Here is an 18,787-nt window from a genome sequence, read left to right on the forward strand (position 1 = left end):
TAAGGAATTAATTTTTGATTTTAAAAATCGATTATTAATAATCTTTGAGCCATATCTCTAGATCTTTGTCAGGTATTTGATTGCGTAATTCTCTCCCAAGAACCAATGCATCATATCCACTTTGTAGTAATTTTTTTAAGTTTTGACTTTTAATTCCACCGGCACCAATAAAAAAAATATCTTTTTTTTTCAATTCTTGTAATTCGTTCACAAAGTTAATTCCCAATTTTGATACAGGAAAGATTTTTATTATTTTATATCCTAGGTTGATAGCTTCTTTGAAATTTTCAATATTAGAGATCCCTGGAATGAGTAATTGGTTGTATTTGATTGCTTGAAGATGAATTTCTTTGTTAAAGTAGGGACTCATGGAATAATTTAGATTTAATGGAAGAATTGTGTCTAAAGCTTGTTCTGATGAAATTGAAGCAGCACCAATATTAATTGACTGAAAATTCTTTTTTATTTCTGATATCAAATTTACCCATTCTGGATTTGAATCCCATCCTATCTCAATATTTTTTATACCATAATTAGAGAGATTTTCGATTTTTAATAGTAAATTTTCTCTTTTTTTTGAGATATTAAAAAAATGACTTTCCAGTCTAATTACAACTACAAGAGGCTGTATTTTCAGAGAATTTATTAAATTATTTTGTTTAACTTCCAAAAATTATATTTTCAAATTATGCATACTCAGCAACTTTGACTTCATGGCGAATTAATAAATCCTGGAATTCAAGAGAATCAACGGTTTCAGTTTCCATAAGCATTGCTGTTAACTCTTCAAGTACTTGACGATTTTCATTTAATGCCTTTTTAGCTCTTTCATATGCAATTTCAACAAGTATTGAGACTTCTGAATCAATAGTTGCAGCTGTATCTTCAGAAAAATCTCTTTCTGCAGAGATATCTCTTCCAAGGAACATCCCACCTTGTGATCGTCCAAGAGCTACAGGTCCTAACTTGTCACTCATGCCAAATTTAGTAATCATTTGCCTTGCAACTGAAGCTACTTGCTTTAAATCATTTGATGCACCAGTAGTCACCTCATCTTCTCCGTAAATAATTTCTTCTGCAACTCTTCCTCCTAGAGCAACAGCCATTTGATTTTGAAGATAAGACCTTGAATAAAGACCAGATTCCATTCTCTCTTCACTAGGCGTGAAAAAAGTTAAGCCTCCAGCCTGCCCTCTTGGAATGATTGAGATCTTTTGTACAGGGTCATAATCGGGCATTACAGCACCAACTACTGCATGACCAGCCTCATGATAGGCAACTAGCCTTTTACGCTTTTCACTAATGACTGTGTCTTTCTTCTCGGGCCCAACCATGATTCTCTCAATTGCAGCACCTATCTCTTCGTTACTGACTTCTGTTAGCTCTTTTCTAGCAGCTAATATCGCAGCTTCATTTAAAAGGTTTGCTAAATCTGCCCCAGTAAAACCAGGTGTTCTCCTAGCTACTTGATCAAGATCAACTCCTTTGGAAAGAGTTTTACTTCTTGCATGTACTTTAAGTATTTGCAATCTTCCTGCATAATCAGGCCTATCTACGGTTACCTGCCTATCGAATCTTCCTGGTCGCATGAGTGCTGAGTCGAGCACGTCAGGTCTATTAGTTGCGGCAACAATAATTATTCCTGAATTCCCTTCAAACCCATCCATTTCTGTTAGTAGCTGATTTAGCGTTTGCTCTCTTTCATCATTACCTCCTCCAAGGCCTGCTCCTCGCTGACGACCTACAGCATCTATTTCATCAATAAAAACTATGCAGGGTGCATTCTTTTTAGCTTGTTCAAAAAGATCTCTAACTCTGCTGGCACCAACTCCAACAAACATTTCTACAAACTCAGAACCAGATATGGAAAAGAAGGGAACTGAAGCTTCACCTGCTACTGCCTTTGCAAGCAAAGTTTTACCTGTACCTGGAGGACCAACTAATAAAACACCTTTAGGAATTTTCGCACCGACAGCTGTAAAGCGATCAGGGTTTTTTAGAAAATCAACTACTTCAGTAAGTTCAAGCTTTGCTCCTTCAATACCAGCAACGTCTCCAAAAGTAATCTTAGTTTCTGGCTCCATTTGAAGTCTTGCTTTACTCTTTCCAAAACTCATTGCGGGATTTCCACCACCACCAGAGCCAGCTCTTCTAAATAGAAAAAATAGGCCTCCTAATAAAAGTATTGGGAAAATTAGGCTACTAGCGGCTTGCTGCAGTGGATTTGCTTGAGTAGTTGGTTGTACAGCAATATCAACGTCGTTATCAGTTAATAGTTGAAGTAATTCTTGATCAGGAGCCAAATTAACTAAAGCTCTGTTCCCATCACTTTCAACAATTTGAGCTGTACCTTTATCTGGAGATATTAGTACTCTGCTTACCTGTCTTTCTTGAACAGCTTCTATGAAGTCACTATACCTAAGTGTTCTAGATGCTTTTATAGGACTTGGCTTATCGAAAAAAGCACTTCCAACAAAAATCACTACTACAACAATTAGGACATAAAGACCAATGTTTCTCCAGCGTTTGTTCAATGTTCTTCTATATCTTTTAAGAGTTTAATAGTATTAGGTCCAACTATGCGGCTCTTAGTACATCAACGACGCTTTTAAATGCAAACCATTCAGGAATTTCTTCTCCACTCCTAAGCATTTTCCTGAATTGAGTGCCGCTCAATTTTTTTATGTGTAAACCTTTTTCTTTAGCATAATCAGCGGTTACGTAGCCTTCCTCCTCAGTAAATACAAGATTTAAAGATGGAACTGTTTGCATTTCTAATTCTTCGCAGCACTCGTTTGCAAAATTTTGAGCATCATATGGTCCATAAAAATCTTCTCCGCTGAGAGATGACTTGCAGCCAGCCATGTCTCTTCCGATGATGAAATGAGTGCACCCATAATTCCTTCTGATAATCATGTGCTGTAGAGCTTCTCTTGGCCCAGCCATATGCATCGAATAAGGAAGATATGACCACCTAATTTTTGGATTATTTACTTCAGAAGCAAGTTTTTCATAGGTTTGAAACCTTACTGATCCAGGGATGTCATCTTCTTGAGTTGGTCCACAAGTTGGATGAACAAGAACAACCCCATTTTCACTGACATTATTGGCTTGTAATGCTCTTGTGAAAAGCTCATAATGGGCTCTATGAATTGGATTCCTACACTGGAATGCAACTACATCTTCTCCCGAAGGAAGGTTTTTTCTTACTTGAGAAGGAGTTTGGCAGGTAAAAACTCTTTTAGGTAATTCTAGGCCTTTTATTGAGCCCCCTAAATAATATTTTTTCCTCTCCATGGAGATCATTCTTACAGCAGGATGTTCCAAAGAAGTTGTTCCATAGCAAAATTTGGCCTCAATAACTTTGTCAGGGGTCCATTTTTCTTGTACTTCCAAAATTGCTAGTTCTTGATCTTGGTAATTGAGTAAAACTGAATCTCCTGGTTTTATATCTTCTCTATCTGTATCCATCACAATTGGCAAACCAAAAAGCAAGCCTGATTCGAGTCGATTTTGTTGAACAACTGAATTGTAATTTTTCTCACTCATGAAGCCATTCAATGGAGAAAAAGCACCAATCAAAAGAAGTTCAATATCACAAGCATTTCTATCTGAGCACTTTAAAGTTTTAAAAGAATTTTTGTTTAAATCTTTTGCTTCTTGATTAGAAGCCATAAGGTTTATAAGTTCTCCGCCATAGGGTTTGATCAAACCTTCGAGATTTTTATTAGAGCTTTGCTTGCTAGTCATTTTCCCTTAAAGTAACCGGCAAATTCTCCCAGATAAAGGGCCCATATTTTAGAAATTGTTTTCATTAAATCCAGCCAAAAAAAAAAAGGGGGTTTTACCCCCCTTTTTTTAATTGATTAAGATGGTTATTTTTTAGGCTTTGCGACCATAGAAGATACCCTTAATTTTGATATCAACAGGATCTTTTGATCCAAGGTCATTGTCTGAAGGTTGGATAGCAACAAACTGGCCGCCAAATTCATCAGTGTCTTCATCAACACTATCGACAGTAAGTGTTATTTCACCTTTGCCGCCTAGATCATCTTTAACATTTTCCCTTGCAAGATCCTCATCATCACCACCACGAGCAATGAGAGCTTGAGCATATTCAACACCAGTTGATTTAGCTCGACTCTTTGGATCAAGAAAGTCTGCAGATCTATAACTTGGAGTTGTTGTTGGACCTGAAAATTCTGCTCCTGGTTCAATTGATTTTCCTTTTTTGGATTCAGCAACCATCTCTTTAACAGAGAAGGCAAAAGGAAATTCCTCTCCATTCGGAGCTAGAACTGTAATGAGAGAGAAGTCAATACCACCTTTTTCAGTGAATTTCCCTCCAGAAAGATCTCCATAAACTTCATCCAGACTTGTATTGAAGCGAGGACTGATAATTTTTGCTATCGCAAAATCAGATTTGTTTCGCTTGTTAGCTGGAAGTTTTACTGAAACTTCTGTTGGCTGAAGGCATAAGCTTTTAAATTGACCATCAGCATTAATAGAACCCGATGACCCCGCTGGTAAAACAGTGCAAGCATCAGCTTGGCCAGTATTAACAACATTGCCAAAACGAGCATTACCTTGCTCGCGCCCTTTTAAAGCTGCAGATGCGCTTGATGGGAGAGTTGTAAAGGTGAGACAAAAAGCCAGCATCAAAGCCAGCAGAGGACGAAATCGCATGAGAGGGCTAGATGACTGCGGTCGAAACCGCCCAAATAATTCAGTTGGGATATTACAGGTGTCAAATACTTCTTATCACAAGCATTTGACAGCTCTATACAACCCGTAGCTTTTGCTTTATCAGATTTGGTGCTCAGATTTCATTCAAAACCCTTTTGCAGCAGCCATTGTTGGCGTTAAGACTCTAATTTTTGGAAAAAAACAAATTCGGAAAAAATCAATAAATTGTCGATTTTATATTTCGAATTTCATCTAAAAGTTGATGGGATATTGCAAGTTTTGTTGAGAAAGGTAAGTTTTTGACCATTTTCTTTGGGCCTAGCAAAAAACCACTATTGAAGTTTTTATTAAATCCTTGCCCAGCTCTATCAATGGGATTTGCCATGAGAAGGTCACAACCTTTTAAAACCATTTTTTTCTTACCCTTTTCAATGATTTCATTATCACTTCCTGTTTCAGCAGCAAAACCGAGGAAAATTTGATTTTCTAATTTTTTTCTCGTTTGATTTTTTATTAGGTCTGGAGTCATTTCTAAATCATCAAAAATGGACTTTAAAAAAAATTCTTTAGAGATTTTTTGCTCACTTGGACTATTTTTTTTGAAATCTGATATTGCTGCAGCCATAACAATGACTTGAGCAGATGGTTGTAAATCATCAATCTTTTCACCCATTTCTGATGAGCTTCTCACTGGATATGTATTAATTCCTTCAAGAAGATCTTCTTGGACGCTTATTGGACCATGCACTAAATCGACTTCTGCCCCTCTTAACTTTGCAGCTTGCGCTATCAAAACTCCCATCATTCCACTACTTCGATTTGTTAATTGTCTTGCGGCATCAAGATCTTCGACTGTAGGACCAGCTGAAACGAGAAATCTTATGTTTTTTAGATCTTTGGTGAGGAATTTTTTTTCTACGTTGAAAATAAATGCACTTTCAGAAGCTAATTCAATAATATCTAAATTAACCATTTTCCCATCACCAATCCTGTCGCAAGCTAAAAGTCCCTCGCTAGGTTCTAGGCTAATCACTTGGTCAATAGTCTTTACGTAATTCCAATTCTTTTTTACTGATTGATTTTCCCACATTGAAGTGTTCATTGCAGCAGCAAAAACCATTTGAGATTTACTAGCTAAGAGAATGCTCGCTAAAAGTCCCTCACCATTTCCACTGGTAAATTTGGATAAAGAGGTGGCGCTCAAAGGTGCAACAATAATGAGCTCTGCCCATTCAGCCAAAGCAATATGCAAAGGCTTGGTTTGAGAGTCATCCCACTGATCTTTATCTTGATAACATTTATTTCTGCTTAAAGTAGATAAAGATAACGGACTAACTAACTTAGATGCACTTTGCGTTATTACGCATTTGACTTCTACTCCGGCTTTAATTAGGCGACTAACTAAAATAGGAGCTTTAACAGCTGCAATACTTCCTGTGACAGCAACTAATATTTTTTTTCCAGATAAAGAGGTTAGATTATTCATGATATTTTTATTTTATATCAAATAGACCTTTAAAAGATATTTCTCAAATTTTAAATAATGTGGATATTTCATATTATAAGAAATCTGATTTTTAAATCTCTTATGTAAATAATTTATTTTTGCTTTATTAGATCTTTCATTTATTATATTTATGTTAGTGATTTGTCTAATGAAAAAATTCTGAGTTAATTTTTTATCTTTTCTCTTATGGCTCCAAGAATACAGAAAACATTTTTATATAAGTCATCCACACTTTTTGTTGACAGGTTAGCAAATTGGGCGATAAATCCATGGAGAAGGTATTCATTGTTAGCAATAATTTTTTTGATAGGTTTTTTAATAGGTAGTTCTCTAGGTATGATTAATGGTGTACTAGCGTTGATGGATCCTGTTGGAGCATTTATTGCATTAATATTTTTGGAGATACTAATTAAAGCTAGATTTATTTTTCTAAAGTCTAAAAAACAAATAATACTGGTTAGGCTTTTTGATATGTTTAGAATAGGATTAGCATATGGACTCTTTTCCGAGGGTTTGAAACTCTTATAAATATAATTAATTTTTTTGATTTAACCCCAGTAAATACAACAAAGCCATTCTTATTGGAATACCATTTTCTACTTGCTTACTTATAAGATTGATTGAATTGTCTTCCACTAATTGACTGCTTATTTCTATTCCTCTATTCACTGGCCCAGGATGAAGAACAGGAACTTTCTTGTCACACCATTGTAAGCTTTCATGTGTTATTCCATATTGTGAAAAATAACTATCAAGATCAGTAAGCATATTTTGCTTCATTCTCTCTTTCTGTAATCGAAGTGTCATAACTGCATCAGTATTTTTTAATGCATCTTTTAGTGATCTTTCGATCAAAACTGATCCTCTCTTGTTGATTGGATCTAATCTTTGCCCTGGGGGGGGATTGAGAACAAAATCAACGAATTCATTTGGAAGAAGGCTTGGAGGTCCACATAGTGTTACCTCAGCCCCACATGCAGTAAGAGCCCAAAGGTTTGATCTGGCAACTCTAGAATGAAGAATATCTCCAACTATTGTGATCTTTTTATTTAAAAGACTATTAGTTGATGGTTCGCTTGGATTAAAGAAAGTAGCAAGTGTAAATAGATCCAAAAGACCTTGACTTGGATGGCTATGAAATCCATCACCGGCATTAAGAATGGATGTATTGATGTTATTTATGTCTACGTAATTAGCCAATTCTGCGGGCACATTTGTTGATTCATGCCTAATTACTAAGATATCAGCGCCCATTGAGATGTAAGTGAGAATCGTGTCTAAAGGAGTTTCTCCTTTGCTTAGAGAACTTGCTGATACAGAAAAATTTTGAACATCAGCAGATAGTCTCTTCGCTGCAAGTTCAAAGCTTGTTCTTGTTCTTGTACTTGGCTCGAAAAATAAGTTGGCGATTAATCTCCCTTGAAGCGCGGGAAGTTTTCGAGAGCTTGATTTATGGACATCTTTAAATCTTGTTGTTAGTTTTAAAACTGTGTTGTAATCCTCCAGAGAAAACGTAGATAGATCAAGAATGTGATTATGTTTCCAATTATTCATAATCCCTCAAATGTGGATGGTGACCAACACTTATTTTTTGGTGGAATTCTATCTCCTTTAACCCTTTTGCTAACACTTCTACTACTTTGAAGGTACCAACGCCAAGGTATATCTTTAGCTTGCGAAATGCCAATTCTTGTGGTCTGAACAATATTTCCCATTCTTGTTATGTTTTCTCCCTCTTTTAACCAAAAATCATTTGCAGGTGACAAGGGTAAATTATCAAAATTCCTATTTAATCCAAATCTTTTTGCCAATAATCCTGGCCCAGAAGCAATTCTTTCGTTTTCTCCTTTTATCGCTATAGATCGAAGAAGTACGCCATTTGCCCAGTTTTTCTTTCCGGTAACAATATTTACGCAACTATTAATGCCGTATGAAAGATATATATAAAAGTTGCCAGGTTCACCAAAGAGGGTTTCGTTCCTTTGAGTTCTTCCTGAGAAACCATGGCATGAGGCTTCTTCTTGAGAATAAGCCTCGGTTTCAACAATTACGCCAGAAAGATAGCTGTTTTTTGATATACGCTTAATTAAAAAACAGCCAATTAGGTTAGGCGCGACCAAATGAGATGGCCTTGAGAAGAATTCTCTTGTAAGAAGTGAGATTTGCTTACTATTCCTTTTTAATTCATATTACTGACTGAATAATAGATTTCTCTATCTTGTGGATCAATCTACTAACACTTAGGATTTCCTAAAAGGCATTCAGATGGCAGAATGGTGCACGAACTTATTCTTCTAGAGGAAAGTCCTAGATCTTTTACTAATAAGGCCTCCTTCTCATTATCTAATTATCTTCTTAATTTTCTAACATAAAAATGACTAAAATCTCTTCATCTGATGTCCGTAAGGTTGCAAAGTTAGCTCGTTTAGAACTTCCAGAAGATCAAATAGAAACGTATACAGATCAACTAGAAGAAATACTTTCATATGTTGATCAACTGAAAGAAATAGATACTGACAATATCCTTCCAACTACTAGAGCTGTAGAGGTGGTTAATGCAATGAGAGAGGATTTAGTTGAAGTTAATTGTTCAAGAGAAGATCTTCTTAATCAAGCACCTCATAGGGAAGGTGATTTTTTTAGGGTTCCGAAAATACTTTGAATTTTGTAATTATCTTTTACTTTCTGTTCTAATTCTTGTTTTATGGATTAATTTTATATATTTTTTTCTCCAATTATTTTTTGGTAATATTCTTGCCATTGTTCTCATATTACTTCGGCTTTCTTTGTGACTTCTAATTCCAAAAAAAACATCATAAATAAAATTTAGACTATCTTTTTTACTTTCAAAAATCCCCATTCTTTGAGGTGAACCTTTTTGATCTAAAAGTGGTTTTGTGGCCTCGTAAGCTGGCTTATATTCAAACCATGGAATAGAGGGCCATAAATGATGAACTAAATGATAATTTTGTCCCATTATTAGTAAGTTCATTAATTTACTTGGATAAACTCTTGCATTTCTCCATCTATTCCTAGAATCAAAAGGTCGATGTGGTAGATAATCAAAAAATATTCCTAAAGTCACTCCAACCATTAATGCTGGTCCGAACCATAAATTATAAATAACATTCATAAAATTATATTTAACTCCTGCAATTATGATGCAAATAAAGATTCCTCTCTCAATTCCCCATTGCATTAGTTCAAACTTTCTCCAAAGTTTTCGCTCAAAGAAAAAATATTCATGGTAAAAAAATCTTGGAGCAATTAACCAAATAGGACCAAAAGTGCTAACTATGTGATCGGGGTCGTTTTTTGGGTCATTAACGTATTTGTGATGCTCTAGATGAACTCTTGTGAATACTGGGAAACTAAAACCTAGTAATATGGCTGATCCATGACCCATGAATTGATTGATCCATTTATTTGGATGGGCAGCATTGTGACAGGCATCATGAATAACGGTCCCTTCCATATGAAGAGCTAAATAAGCCAATGCGACCAAAATTGGTAACGGCCAGTTCCCCTGATACCACTGCCAAACAGTAAGAATTGCAAGAAAATATCCACCAAAGAAAAGACCTAAAGTTACGTTTAAAGGCTTAGGAGGATCAAGATATTCTTGGATCTCATTTTGCCAGTCGCGTAATGACTTCAGTTTTTCCGTTGCCTTATTTTTGTCAGACCTCGATAAGCACTGGGTCATTACTTGATGTGATTGAGATTAAATGAGCTAGTACAGCTTAATTAAAAAATGCCCACCGGGAGACTTGAACTCCCACGACATAAAGTCACTGGTACCTAAAACCAGCGCGTCTACCAATTCCGCCAGGTGGGCCAAAGGCTTTGACCGATTGTCAGTTAATTCTAGCAGCTCATTGATGGCTATTTAAAGACTATTTTTGATTCGTGAAGGTGAAAAAGTTTATGTGATTTTCAGATTTGTATATGAGAAGTTTGAAAATCTCTTTTTTTGACGCATGATTTTTAGTTGTTTAATCAGCGCCTTCACTACAAAATAAACTCATATTGAGAAAAATATGGTTGTTTCTATTTCTGGATACTTATTCCTTTTTGTTGGGCTTTTGATATTGGCTTTACCTTTAATGCTTGTGGAATTAAGTAGGCCTAGGGATTGGTTGATGGGCGGACTTTTTTTATTTTTAGGATTATTTCTTTTAGTAGAGAATGATCTTTTAAAAGGCTCAATAAATTTACTTGTTATTTCTATGGCAATTTTGTATGGAAAAATGATTTTAGAAATTATTCAAAACAGATGGTACCAATTAAGTTCTGAAGAAAAAAAGCGGATTGGATCGTTTAAAAGATGGTTTGAATCTTTTAAACAGCTCGGTCAAAGTTTTGCCTTAATGGGTAATGGCTTTTTAAATTTGTTTAAAGGCTTCACTACAAAATCTGAAAAACCTTTAAAAGAAAAAAAATGGGTTCATCCAGAATTGCAAGAAGAAGTTAAGAAGAAAGTAGTTGATCGATCTGGATCAATTGATTCCAATAAGCTCAGAAATAAAGAATTCTCTGAAAACGAAGAAACTTCTTGATAAGGTTAAAAGGCCTCAGGCAACCATGATGACTAATGAATATTTCTCAAAGTGAATAATGTCAATAAAGATTCTCAAAAGGATCGTCCCACTTACAAAGACACTCTCAACCTTTTGCAGACTAATTTTGGGATGAGGGCAAATGCAACTCTAAGAGAACCTGAGTTGCAAGCTTTTTGGAGTGAAAAAAAGATAGATTTTGAATTAGGCTTAAAGAATTCTGGAGAGACTTTTACGTTGCATGACGGCCCACCATATGCAAATGGGACGCTTCATATGGGTCATGCTCTAAACAAAGTACTTAAGGACATAATCAATAAATTTCAAATAATGAAAGGAAAAAAAGTTTGTTATATACCTGGATGGGATTGCCATGGATTGCCTATTGAATTGAAAGTTCTACAAGCAATGGATAAAAAACAACGAGCCGAATTAACCCCTATTAAGTTGAGAAAAAAAGCAGCTGCTTATGCAAAAAAGCAAGTTTCCCAACAAATGGATGGTTTTAAAAGATGGGGAATATGGGGGGATTGGGATCAACCATATTTAAGTTTAGACAAAAAGTTTGAAGCCTCTCAGATCAAGTTGTTTGGCCAAATGGTCTTTAAAGGATATATATATCGAGGTCTAAAACCAGTTCATTGGAGTCCAAGTTCTCAAACAGCTTTGGCCGAAGCCGAATTAGAATATCCGATCGGTCATGTTAGCAAAAGTATTTATGTGGGATTTAAAGTTGATCAAATTCCAAGAACATTAACTCAAGAAATTTCAAAGCAAGCTCCAGATCTATTTAATTCTGAAGGACAAATAAAAGAAGTTAAACTTGTTATTTGGACTACCACCCCCTGGACAATTCCTGCAAATGAGGCCATATCTGTTAACCAAAAATTAGATTATGTAATAGCACAAAGTGCTGATGGCCTATTGATAATTACTGCTAATGATCTTTTGGATGAAGTATCTGAGAGTGTGGGAATTAATTATGAGAAAAGGGTATTAATAAAAGGATCAATATTAGATGGAATTATATATAAACACCCTTTATTTGATAAAAGAAGCCCTGTTGTTTTAGGAGGAGATTATATTACAACTGACTCAGGTACTGGACTAGTGCATACTGCTCCAGGTCATGGTGTTGATGACTTTAATACTGGTAAAAAATATAAGTTACCAATTTCTTGCCCAGTTGATGCAAAAGGTTTTCTGACTAAGGAAGCTGGAAAATTTGAAGGCCTAAATGTATTAAAAGACGCTAACATTGTTATAATAAAAGATCTCATTAGTACTGGATCTTTACTTAAAGAAATTCCATATGAACATAAGTATCCTTATGATTGGAGAACTAAAAAACCAACTATTTTTAGAGCTACAGAACAATGGTTCGCTTCTGTTGAAGGATTTAGGGATAAAGCACTTTCTGCAATAGAAGATGTTATTTGGCTACCTGAATCTGGAAAAAATAGAATTGATTCTATGGTTAGAGAAAGAGGGGATTGGTGTATTTCTCGACAAAGAACTTGGGGAGTACCAATACCAGTATTTTATGAAAAAGATGGAAATCAAATTTTGCTAAATAAAGAAACCATTGCTCACATAGCTGACTTATTTTCTATCCATGGAGCAGATATTTGGTGGGAATATGAAGTGTCTCAGCTATTACCTCCTTCGTATGTAAATGAGGCAGATCGATGGCAAAAAGGTACTGATACTATGGATGTTTGGTTTGACTCTGGCTCTAGTTGGTCTTCAGTTATTTCTAAGAAAGAAAGTTTAAATTATCCAGCAGATTTGTATTTGGAGGGATCAGATCAGCACAGGGGTTGGTTTCAGTCCTCTTTATTAACTTCGGTAGCAGTAAATGAACATGCACCTTTCAAAAAGGTCCTTACACATGGTTTTGCATTAGATGAGAATGGCAGAAAAATGAGTAAATCCTTAGGAAATATTATTGACCCTTTAGTTATAATTAATGGTGGTTCAAATAAAAAAGTAGACCCTGCTTATGGAGCTGATGTGTTAAGGCTTTGGGTTAGTTCTGTTGATTATTCTGCAGATGTTCCTATTGGATCAAATATACTTAAGCAAATTTCTGATGTTTATCGTAAGGTTAGAAATACATCTAGGTATCTATTAGGAAACCTATATGATTTTGATTATAAAACTGACGCCATAGAGATTTCAGAATTGCCTTTATTAGATAAATGGATGTTGAATAGAACAGCTGAAGTAATAGATGAAATAACAGATGCATACTCTAATTTTGAATTCTCGAAATTCTTCCAAACAATTCAGAATTTTTGTGTAGTTGACCTATCCAATTTTTACTTAGATATTGCAAAAGATAGGTTGTATGTGAGCTCTAGATCTGAATTCAGGAGAAGAAGTTGTCAGACGGTTTTATCCTTGCTTATTGAGAAAATATCTGGATTAATTGCACCTGTTTTATGTCATATGGCAGAGGATATTTGGCAAAATATTCCATATAGCTTAGAGGAAGACTCAGTCTTTCAAAGAGGATGGCCTAAGGTTTCGGAATTATGGCGAAATAATAGTCTTAATGTTCATGTAGCTGAACTCCGCAAACTTAGAACAGTTATTAATCGTATGTTGGAGAGCTGTCGAAATAATCAGGAACTAGGTTCTTCTTTAGAAGCCTCAGTAAGAGTTGATACCTCTGATGAAAAAGTGAAAGATGCTATCGAATGGTTATCTCAAGGAGAATCTAATAAGGTTGATGTCTTGAGAGATTGGTTCCTTGTTTCATCTCTCCAAATTGGTGGTGAGCCTTGGGCTGAAGTTTTAGTTAGTGAGGATAATGATATCGCTTCCGTCGACATTGCTAAAGCTAAAGGATTTAAATGTGAAAGATGCTGGCATTATGAAATTGAGATGAGCAATAATAAACAACATCCTAATATTTGTAAAAGGTGCGAAAAAATAGTTTTAGCTATTTAAATAGGAATTAACATTTAATATTAAAGTTATGAGTTTTAAAATTTACCGGCGAAACGACCATTCTTTGGCAATTGGATAATTAACCATTGAAGTAAACCTATTAAATATAATATAAGAGCTAAATATGCAAAAAATGTAGCAAATCCTATGCTCCAATTACCGTCTAAAACAAATTTTATTATTGTTTTTGTTGTCATGAAAGAATGAAATGGAATTTCTCTCCAAGTATCACAATAGCTCTCATTAATTGAATTTAAGCATCTCCAACTAAATAGATGTAGTCCAGTATTTAATAGGGACCAAAAAGATAAAGTCCATCGCCAAATTCGTGTAGTTAAAGCAATGGGTTTATAAGAAGGCATTTCATCAATTTCTTCATTGAGATCAAACCAAAACCAAATAGAACCGACCATCAGTATTGGTGCAATGAATGAGATTAATTGCCCCAACTGGCTTTCAACACTAAGGAATAAAAGGTTTATCGCATAAAGACTAGAAACTTTCCAGTAAATTGATAAAAGTCGATCAATAGATCTTAAATTCGAAATTTTTGCCCAAATCAATAGGTATAATGGGAGTCCAAATGCGAAGGTAGCCGCAATTCGATATGAGAGCCAAACTAAAATTTGGAATTGAGTTTCAGTCAAAAAAAAATCACATTCAGATGTATTATCAACCTTAATGTATTCTTTTTATGATTAATCTTAATGATTAAAGTGTTTTCTATATATTTGAAGACCTTCTTAGTCTTTGCATCCAATTCAGCTCATAGATTGATTAATGATTATCTATCTACTCAAGTCAATTAATTATTAGACTCTAAGTAAAAAATTTATAAATTGGTTGGTGTTTATACTCTGTTTTGAAAAGATCAATTAACTTGCTAATATAAGAAACTGATTTATTGATATCCAGTTCAATTCTGTGAGACAACATGTAAATCCTCTAAGTCAATTTTTTCAGTTACCATTATCACTTCCAAGTAAGAATGTTCTTTTTAAGAAATCTCATAATCCAATTCATTTAGATATTGGATCTGCGAAAGGTGAATTCCTTATGGAATTAGCAATAAAAAACTCTGACTGGAATTTTGTTGGGCTTGAGATAAGAGAACCTCTTGTTAGATTATCTGAAAAAAAAAGAATAAAATTAAACTTAAACAATTTAAAATTCCTATTTTGTAATGTGAATGTCAGTCTAGATGAATGGTTATCAGATTTAGACTATGGCCAATTAAAAAGAGTTTCAATACAATTTCCAGACCCGTGGTTTAAAAGAAAACACTTCAAAAGGAGAGTTTTACAAAAAAATCTTATCAACTCAATTGCTAAATCTATGATTAAGGATGGTGAAATATTTATTCAAAGTGATATTTTAAAACTTTTTGAGTCTATGACTAATACGATTGATAAAAGTAGATACTTTAATAGAAAAGATCTAGGAGATCTTAGCTTTATTGATAAGAACCCTTATAATGTTAATACAGATAGAGAATTATTCTCTCTAAAGAAAAATTTTCCAATTTACAGAGTAATGTATATTAGGAATAGTCTATTATTCATTGATTAAGTAAATTTATTATTAAGATATAGGATATGTTTTAATTCAAAGTTTATGCATATAATTAAAAGTATAAAGTATTAATTCTGATGATTGATAAAACCAATGAAGCTAATGAAATAGGCTCCATTCAAAAAATTTTTTTAGTTTTTCTCAGCCTTTTATTAGTTGTTTCATTGTTCCTCTTTCGCGATGGGTTTAAAGCTAATGTAATGCTTGACCAATTGGCTAAGAACTCACTTGAACCAGATATAGCTTTGTCAAATGGAAAACCTACTGTATTTGAATTTTATGCGGATTGGTGCGAAGCTTGCAAGGAAATGGCTCCAGATATGGTTAATGCTGAAAAATTAAATTCAGATATGATAGATATAGTTTTGCTTAATGTTGATAATTCTAGGTGGTTTGATTTGATTGATAAATATGATGTTAACGGTATTCCTAAATTAATTTTTTTTGATGATAAAGGTGAATTTAAAGGATTTTCATTAGGAGTTAGAAAATACAATGAACTTAATGAAATCTTTCTTGCTTTAATTAATAAATCTGAATTACCATCTTTTACTAACTTATCAAATTCAACTCAATTAATTTCTAAAAATAATATTAGATTAAAAGAACCCAGAGATCATGGTTAGTTTAGCCAATTCAAAGCGGATGAAACGACAGGATATTCCTTTGAAAAAATATTTTTACATTCTTTTGCAATATTCATATGCTCTTTTTGTGTTCCATGACCAGTTCTTAGATTGATGTAATGAATCCAGGATCGGCATGATCCTGTCATGTAAATTCTGGTTGGGGTAGCAAGTGGAAGTACAAATCTTGCACATTCTTTGGCGATTCCAGCTTCTAGCATCTCTTCATAAAGTTTTTTATTTTGATCAAATTGACTTTTGATTTTTTTGTTAAATGTATTAATAATTTGTTCCGATAAGTCTGAAATAGAATTTTGTCTATTTTTATTATCTTGCCTTCTTAATTCTGGTATGGGAATTTCTCCTAATTGTCTGCTGTCCGCATAGCGTTGCGAAAACTCTTGAAAAGTAAATGATCGATGTCTTAAAATTTGGGCAGCAATTCCTCGAGTAGTTTCTATTTGCAAAGTCATATAAGCTTGCTCAAATACGCTCCAATGTTCATTCTTAATGCAATATGCAATTAATTTAGTAAAGTCATCATTGTCTTGATTCTTTGGATTGCTAACTCTGGCGATGTACGCCATGCTTTTTTCAGCGTCAGGTGTAGAAGTTATTAATTGAACACAACTCATTTTTAAACTTTTGCTAGGGTTACTCTTTCTTTTTGGTATTGATATTTGCCTTTTCTATCACTGTAAGTTGTTTCACAAGGATCTCCTTCAAAGAAAAGCAATTGGCAGATTCCTTCATCAGCATAAATCCTGCAATCTGCGCCAGAGCTATTACTGAATTCAAGGGTTAAATGACCTTCCCAGCTTGCTTCAGCAGGAGTCGTATTTACTATTATTCCTAAACGGGCGTAGGTGCTTTTCCCAAGGCAAATAACAGTAATATTTGGCGGTACTTTCATTTTTTCTAATGCAACACCAAGGCCGTAAGAATGGGCAGGCAAAATAAAATATTTACCATCCTCGTCTTCTTTTAAATCTGTAGGTTCTAAATTGGCAGGATTAAATTTTTTCGGATTCATTACTGTTCCAGGGACATGCCTGAAGATCAAAAACTCTTTAGAGGAGAGACGCAAATCATATCCATATGATGAACAACCAAAGCTTAAAACAGGAGATTTTTCTGACTCTGGCTCAAGATGTCTTATTAACTTTTCTTGAAAAGGTTCAAGCATTCCTAATGAAGCCTGTTCAGAAATCCAACGATCGTTTTTTAACATTTAATTGCAGCGTAATTCAGTGATTTGATCAGCCATTTCAATTACTTTAGGAGGGATTGATGGTCCTGTAAGAATAATATCTGTGAATGATGGTCGATTATTTATCATTAGAATTAAATCATTTTCTTCAATGAAACCAAGGCTAATAGCCATTCCTATTTCATCAAGAACTATTTTATCTATTTTTTTTTCGGTTAAACGCACGTTACAAAAATCCCAAAGGTCCTTGATAGCTTTTTCTTCATACTTTCTTTTCAAAGATAAGTGTTCTTCCGATATTTGCTCTGGTAAGCATGTTTCAATTGCTGGTCTTAGCCACTCAAGTCGCCCACAAAGATTTATTGCCCCATTTGGTCCTTGATTGACTCCACCTCTCAAGAATTGAGCTATTAAAACCTGGCTTCCCAACCCTGCAGATCTAAGTGCTTCACTTAGAACAATAGAAAAACTGCCTCTAAAAGTAGAAGTGTGGATTTGAACTTGACCTTGTGTCGCAACTAGTTGTAAAGGCTTTCTAATGGGTATAGGCCTTAGAGAATTCTCTTTTGACGGCGATGAACCCCTCTGTTCAGCATTAATGCTAACTCGTGCATTCATCTCGATCTTATAAGAATGTCTTTAAGACAATCTAGCGGTATTAAATTTCTAATCAACCAACTCAACACTATCTGTGGTGTATAAAATGATAATTCTTGGTTGTCATAACAGTTGAAATCGCAAAAGTGATTCAAAGAAGAAAATGTATCTTTTAATACTTTTTGATAGCATTTTTAGCCTTTGAGGGTTAAAAGATAGAATTTATAAGTAACCATACGCTTGGTTTTAGGAACTTAGCTTCAAAAAAGTCGCCATGGCTACATATCGTTTTTTCTCAACTTATTAACCTTCTCTGAACATTAAATTAAATATGGTCACTTCTTATCGTGGCTTTACTCGTTTCAACCAACAAAGAAATAGCCAGATGGGTGGCAATTCATCATCTTCTTTGCCACCCAACAAAACTCTCTTAGATGTAATTAAATCTTTGGAGGGTGTTTCTACTGAAGTTGTTGATAGGTCAAAGACCATTTTTTTTCCTGGCGACCCTGCTGAAAGGGTTTATTTAATAAGGCGTGGTGCAGTTCGATTGAGCAGGGTTTATGAAACAGGTGAAGAAATTACAGTTGCGTTATTGAGAGAAAATAGTCTTTTTGGAGTTTTATCTTTATTGACTGGACATAGATCAGATCGTTTTTATCATGCTGTTGCTTTTACTCGAGTTGAACTAGTTTCTGCTCCGGCCACATCAGTAAGGAATGCAATTGAAGAAGATGCTTCTGTTGGTTTGCTTCTTTTACAAGGTTTATCAAGTCGAGTACTTCAAACTGAAACGATGATTGAAACATTAACTCATAGAGATATGTCCTCCCGTCTTGCAAGCTTTTTGCTGGTTTTGTGTAGGGACTTTGGAGTGCCTGGCGAAAAAGGAGTAACAATTGACTTAAGACTTTCTCATCAAGCTATTGCTGAAGCAATAGGTTCGACGAGAGTAACTATTACACGACTACTTGGTGAGTTGAAAAGCTCCTCATTATTAGCAATAGATAGAAAAAAAATAACTATATTTGATCCAATAGCTTTAGCAAAAAGATTTAATTAAAGTCCATTACAT

At 34.6% G+C, this 18,787-nt stretch carries 19 protein-coding genes and 1 tRNA gene; 7 read left to right on the top strand and 13 right to left on the bottom strand.

The genetic code is table 11. The annotated features are described in order from the left end of the window. Positions 1-34: 34 nt before the first annotated feature. The 5 genes from O5639_RS08985 to coaBC form a co-directional block, all read right to left on the bottom strand. A complete protein-coding gene (locus O5639_RS08985) occupies positions 35-670 on the bottom strand; it encodes a bifunctional 4-hydroxy-2-oxoglutarate aldolase/2-dehydro-3-deoxy-phosphogluconate aldolase (RefSeq protein ID WP_269624196.1) in 636 nt (211 codons plus the stop codon). Between the two features lie 16 nt (positions 671-686). Beyond that, positions 687-2,534: an ATP-dependent zinc metalloprotease FtsH gene (ftsH, locus tag O5639_RS08990; protein ID WP_269624197.1), complete on the bottom strand. Its 1,848-nt coding sequence runs from the start codon at positions 2,532-2,534 to the stop codon at positions 687-689. A 43-nt stretch (positions 2,535-2,577) separates the two neighbouring features. Further along, positions 2,578-3,750 carry a sulfate adenylyltransferase gene (gene sat, locus O5639_RS08995; protein WP_269624198.1) on the bottom strand — a complete coding sequence of 391 codons (1,173 nt, stop codon included), beginning with the start codon at positions 3,748-3,750 and terminating at the stop codon, positions 2,578-2,580. A 132-nt stretch (positions 3,751-3,882) separates the two neighbouring features. Then, a complete protein-coding gene (locus O5639_RS09000; protein WP_269624199.1) occupies positions 3,883-4,686 on the bottom strand; it encodes a photosystem II manganese-stabilizing polypeptide in 804 nt (267 codons plus the stop codon). Positions 4,687-4,903: 217 nt separating this feature from the next. Beyond that, complete coding sequence (gene coaBC, locus O5639_RS09005) at positions 4,904-6,172, bottom strand: bifunctional phosphopantothenoylcysteine decarboxylase/phosphopantothenate--cysteine ligase CoaBC (RefSeq protein WP_269624200.1); 1,269 nt, start codon at positions 6,170-6,172, stop codon at positions 4,904-4,906. 207 nt (positions 6,173-6,379) lie between these two features. On the opposite strand from coaBC, the gene O5639_RS09010 reads away from it, so the two are divergent. Beyond that, positions 6,380-6,721, top strand: a complete 342-nt coding sequence (locus O5639_RS09010; protein ID WP_269624201.1) for a DUF565 domain-containing protein — start codon at positions 6,380-6,382, stop codon at positions 6,719-6,721. A gap of 6 nt (positions 6,722-6,727) precedes the next feature. Here O5639_RS09010 and O5639_RS09015 read toward each other — a convergent pair whose 3' ends face one another. Both O5639_RS09015 and O5639_RS09020 read right to left on the bottom strand, forming a co-directional pair. Next, the gene (locus tag O5639_RS09015; RefSeq protein WP_269624202.1) at positions 6,728-7,747 is read right to left on the bottom strand and encodes an aspartate carbamoyltransferase catalytic subunit; all 1,020 of its coding nucleotides are present in this window, start codon (positions 7,745-7,747) and stop codon (positions 6,728-6,730) included. Beyond that, positions 7,744-8,313: a DNA-3-methyladenine glycosylase gene (locus O5639_RS09020; protein WP_420063657.1), complete on the bottom strand. Its 570-nt coding sequence runs from the start codon at positions 8,311-8,313 to the stop codon at positions 7,744-7,746. Before O5639_RS09020 ends, O5639_RS09015 begins: the two co-directional genes overlap by 4 nt. 254 nt (positions 8,314-8,567) lie before the next feature. Between O5639_RS09020 and gatC the strand changes: the two genes are divergently transcribed. Beyond that, positions 8,568-8,855 (top strand): Asp-tRNA(Asn)/Glu-tRNA(Gln) amidotransferase subunit GatC, encoded by a 288-nt coding sequence (gatC, locus tag O5639_RS09025; protein WP_269624203.1) that lies wholly within the window; start codon positions 8,568-8,570, stop codon positions 8,853-8,855. 9 nt (positions 8,856-8,864) lie between these two features. Here gatC and crtR read toward each other — a convergent pair whose 3' ends face one another. Both crtR and O5639_RS09035 read right to left on the bottom strand, forming a co-directional pair. Continuing rightward, positions 8,865-9,899 (bottom strand): beta-carotene hydroxylase, encoded by a 1,035-nt coding sequence (gene crtR, locus O5639_RS09030; RefSeq protein ID WP_269624204.1) that lies wholly within the window; start codon positions 9,897-9,899, stop codon positions 8,865-8,867. Positions 9,900-9,948: 49 nt separating this feature from the next. Continuing rightward, positions 9,949-10,031 (bottom strand) — tRNA-Leu (locus O5639_RS09035). A 202-nt stretch (positions 10,032-10,233) separates the two neighbouring features. On the opposite strand from O5639_RS09035, the gene O5639_RS09040 reads away from it, so the two are divergent. Together O5639_RS09040 and ileS are read left to right on the top strand one after the other, a co-directional pair. Further along, a complete protein-coding gene (locus O5639_RS09040) occupies positions 10,234-10,752 on the top strand; it encodes a hypothetical protein (protein WP_269624205.1) in 519 nt (172 codons plus the stop codon). A 51-nt stretch (positions 10,753-10,803) separates the two neighbouring features. After that, entirely contained in the window at positions 10,804-13,707 is a 2,904-nt protein-coding gene (gene ileS, locus O5639_RS09045; protein WP_269624206.1) for an isoleucine--tRNA ligase, read from the top strand. Between the two features lie 35 nt (positions 13,708-13,742). Here the strand turns inward: ileS and O5639_RS09050 are convergent, their stop codons facing one another. After that, a complete protein-coding gene (locus O5639_RS09050; RefSeq protein ID WP_269624207.1) occupies positions 13,743-14,354 on the bottom strand; it encodes a DUF3177 family protein in 612 nt (203 codons plus the stop codon). A gap of 277 nt (positions 14,355-14,631) precedes the next feature. On the opposite strand from O5639_RS09050, the gene trmB reads away from it, so the two are divergent. Continuing rightward, positions 14,632-15,276 (top strand): tRNA (guanosine(46)-N7)-methyltransferase TrmB, encoded by a 645-nt coding sequence (trmB, locus tag O5639_RS09055; protein WP_269624208.1) that lies wholly within the window; start codon positions 14,632-14,634, stop codon positions 15,274-15,276. A gap of 80 nt (positions 15,277-15,356) precedes the next feature. Next, a complete protein-coding gene (locus O5639_RS09060; protein ID WP_269624209.1) occupies positions 15,357-15,905 on the top strand; it encodes a thioredoxin domain-containing protein in 549 nt (182 codons plus the stop codon). Here the strand turns inward: O5639_RS09060 and thyX are convergent. The 3 genes from thyX to O5639_RS09075 are packed head-to-tail and all read right to left on the bottom strand — an operon-like array spanning position 15,902 to position 17,733. Further along, entirely contained in the window at positions 15,902-16,540 is a 639-nt protein-coding gene (thyX, locus tag O5639_RS09065) for an FAD-dependent thymidylate synthase (RefSeq protein WP_269624210.1), read from the bottom strand. The two genes, O5639_RS09060 and thyX, sit on opposite strands and share 4 nt — an antisense overlap. 2 nt (positions 16,541-16,542) lie before the next feature. Next, a complete protein-coding gene (dcd, locus tag O5639_RS09070; RefSeq protein ID WP_269624211.1) occupies positions 16,543-17,136 on the bottom strand; it encodes a dCTP deaminase in 594 nt (197 codons plus the stop codon). Further along, on the bottom strand, positions 17,137-17,733 hold the full coding sequence (locus tag O5639_RS09075; RefSeq protein WP_269624212.1) for a cob(I)yrinic acid a,c-diamide adenosyltransferase: 597 nt from the start codon (positions 17,731-17,733) through the stop codon (positions 17,137-17,139). A 310-nt stretch (positions 17,734-18,043) separates the two neighbouring features. On the opposite strand from O5639_RS09075, the gene ntcA reads away from it, so the two are divergent. Further along, positions 18,044-18,775, top strand: coding sequence for a global nitrogen regulator NtcA (gene ntcA, locus O5639_RS09080; protein ID WP_269624213.1), 732 nt, complete (start codon positions 18,044-18,046; stop codon positions 18,773-18,775). Positions 18,776-18,787 lie beyond the last annotated feature (12 nt).

This window comes from Prochlorococcus marinus str. MIT 1214, assembly GCF_027359355.1.
GTDB classification, from domain to species: Bacteria; Cyanobacteriota; Cyanobacteriia; order PCC-6307; family Cyanobiaceae; genus Prochlorococcus_B; species Prochlorococcus_B marinus_F.

Bases quoted from the DNA above. Each gene is read 5' to 3' on its own strand.
- sat (WP_269624198.1), bottom strand. From the start codon at position 3,750: ATGACTAGCAAGCAAAGCTCTAATAAAAATCTCGAAGGTTTGATCAAA.
- O5639_RS09000 (WP_269624199.1), bottom strand. From the start codon at position 4,686: ATGCGATTTCGTCCTCTGCTGGCTTTGATGCTGGCTTTTTGTCTCACC.
- coaBC (WP_269624200.1), bottom strand. From the start codon at position 6,172: ATGAATAATCTAACCTCTTTATCTGGAAAAAAAATATTAGTTGCTGTC.
- O5639_RS09010 (WP_269624201.1), top strand. From the start codon at position 6,380: ATGGCTCCAAGAATACAGAAAACATTTTTATATAAGTCATCCACACTT.
- O5639_RS09015 (WP_269624202.1), bottom strand. From the start codon at position 7,747: ATGAATAATTGGAAACATAATCACATTCTTGATCTATCTACGTTTTCT.
- gatC (WP_269624203.1), top strand. From the start codon at position 8,568: ATGACTAAAATCTCTTCATCTGATGTCCGTAAGGTTGCAAAGTTAGCT.
- crtR (WP_269624204.1), bottom strand. From the start codon at position 9,899: ATGACCCAGTGCTTATCGAGGTCTGACAAAAATAAGGCAACGGAAAAA.
- O5639_RS09040 (WP_269624205.1), top strand. From the start codon at position 10,234: ATGGTTGTTTCTATTTCTGGATACTTATTCCTTTTTGTTGGGCTTTTG.
- O5639_RS09060 (WP_269624209.1), top strand. From the start codon at position 15,357: ATGATTGATAAAACCAATGAAGCTAATGAAATAGGCTCCATTCAAAAA.
- thyX (WP_269624210.1), bottom strand. From the start codon at position 16,540: ATGAGTTGTGTTCAATTAATAACTTCTACACCTGACGCTGAAAAAAGC.
- dcd (WP_269624211.1), bottom strand. From the start codon at position 17,136: ATGTTAAAAAACGATCGTTGGATTTCTGAACAGGCTTCATTAGGAATG.
- O5639_RS09075 (WP_269624212.1), bottom strand. From the start codon at position 17,733: ATGAATGCACGAGTTAGCATTAATGCTGAACAGAGGGGTTCATCGCCG.
- ntcA (WP_269624213.1), top strand. From the start codon at position 18,044: ATGGTCACTTCTTATCGTGGCTTTACTCGTTTCAACCAACAAAGAAAT.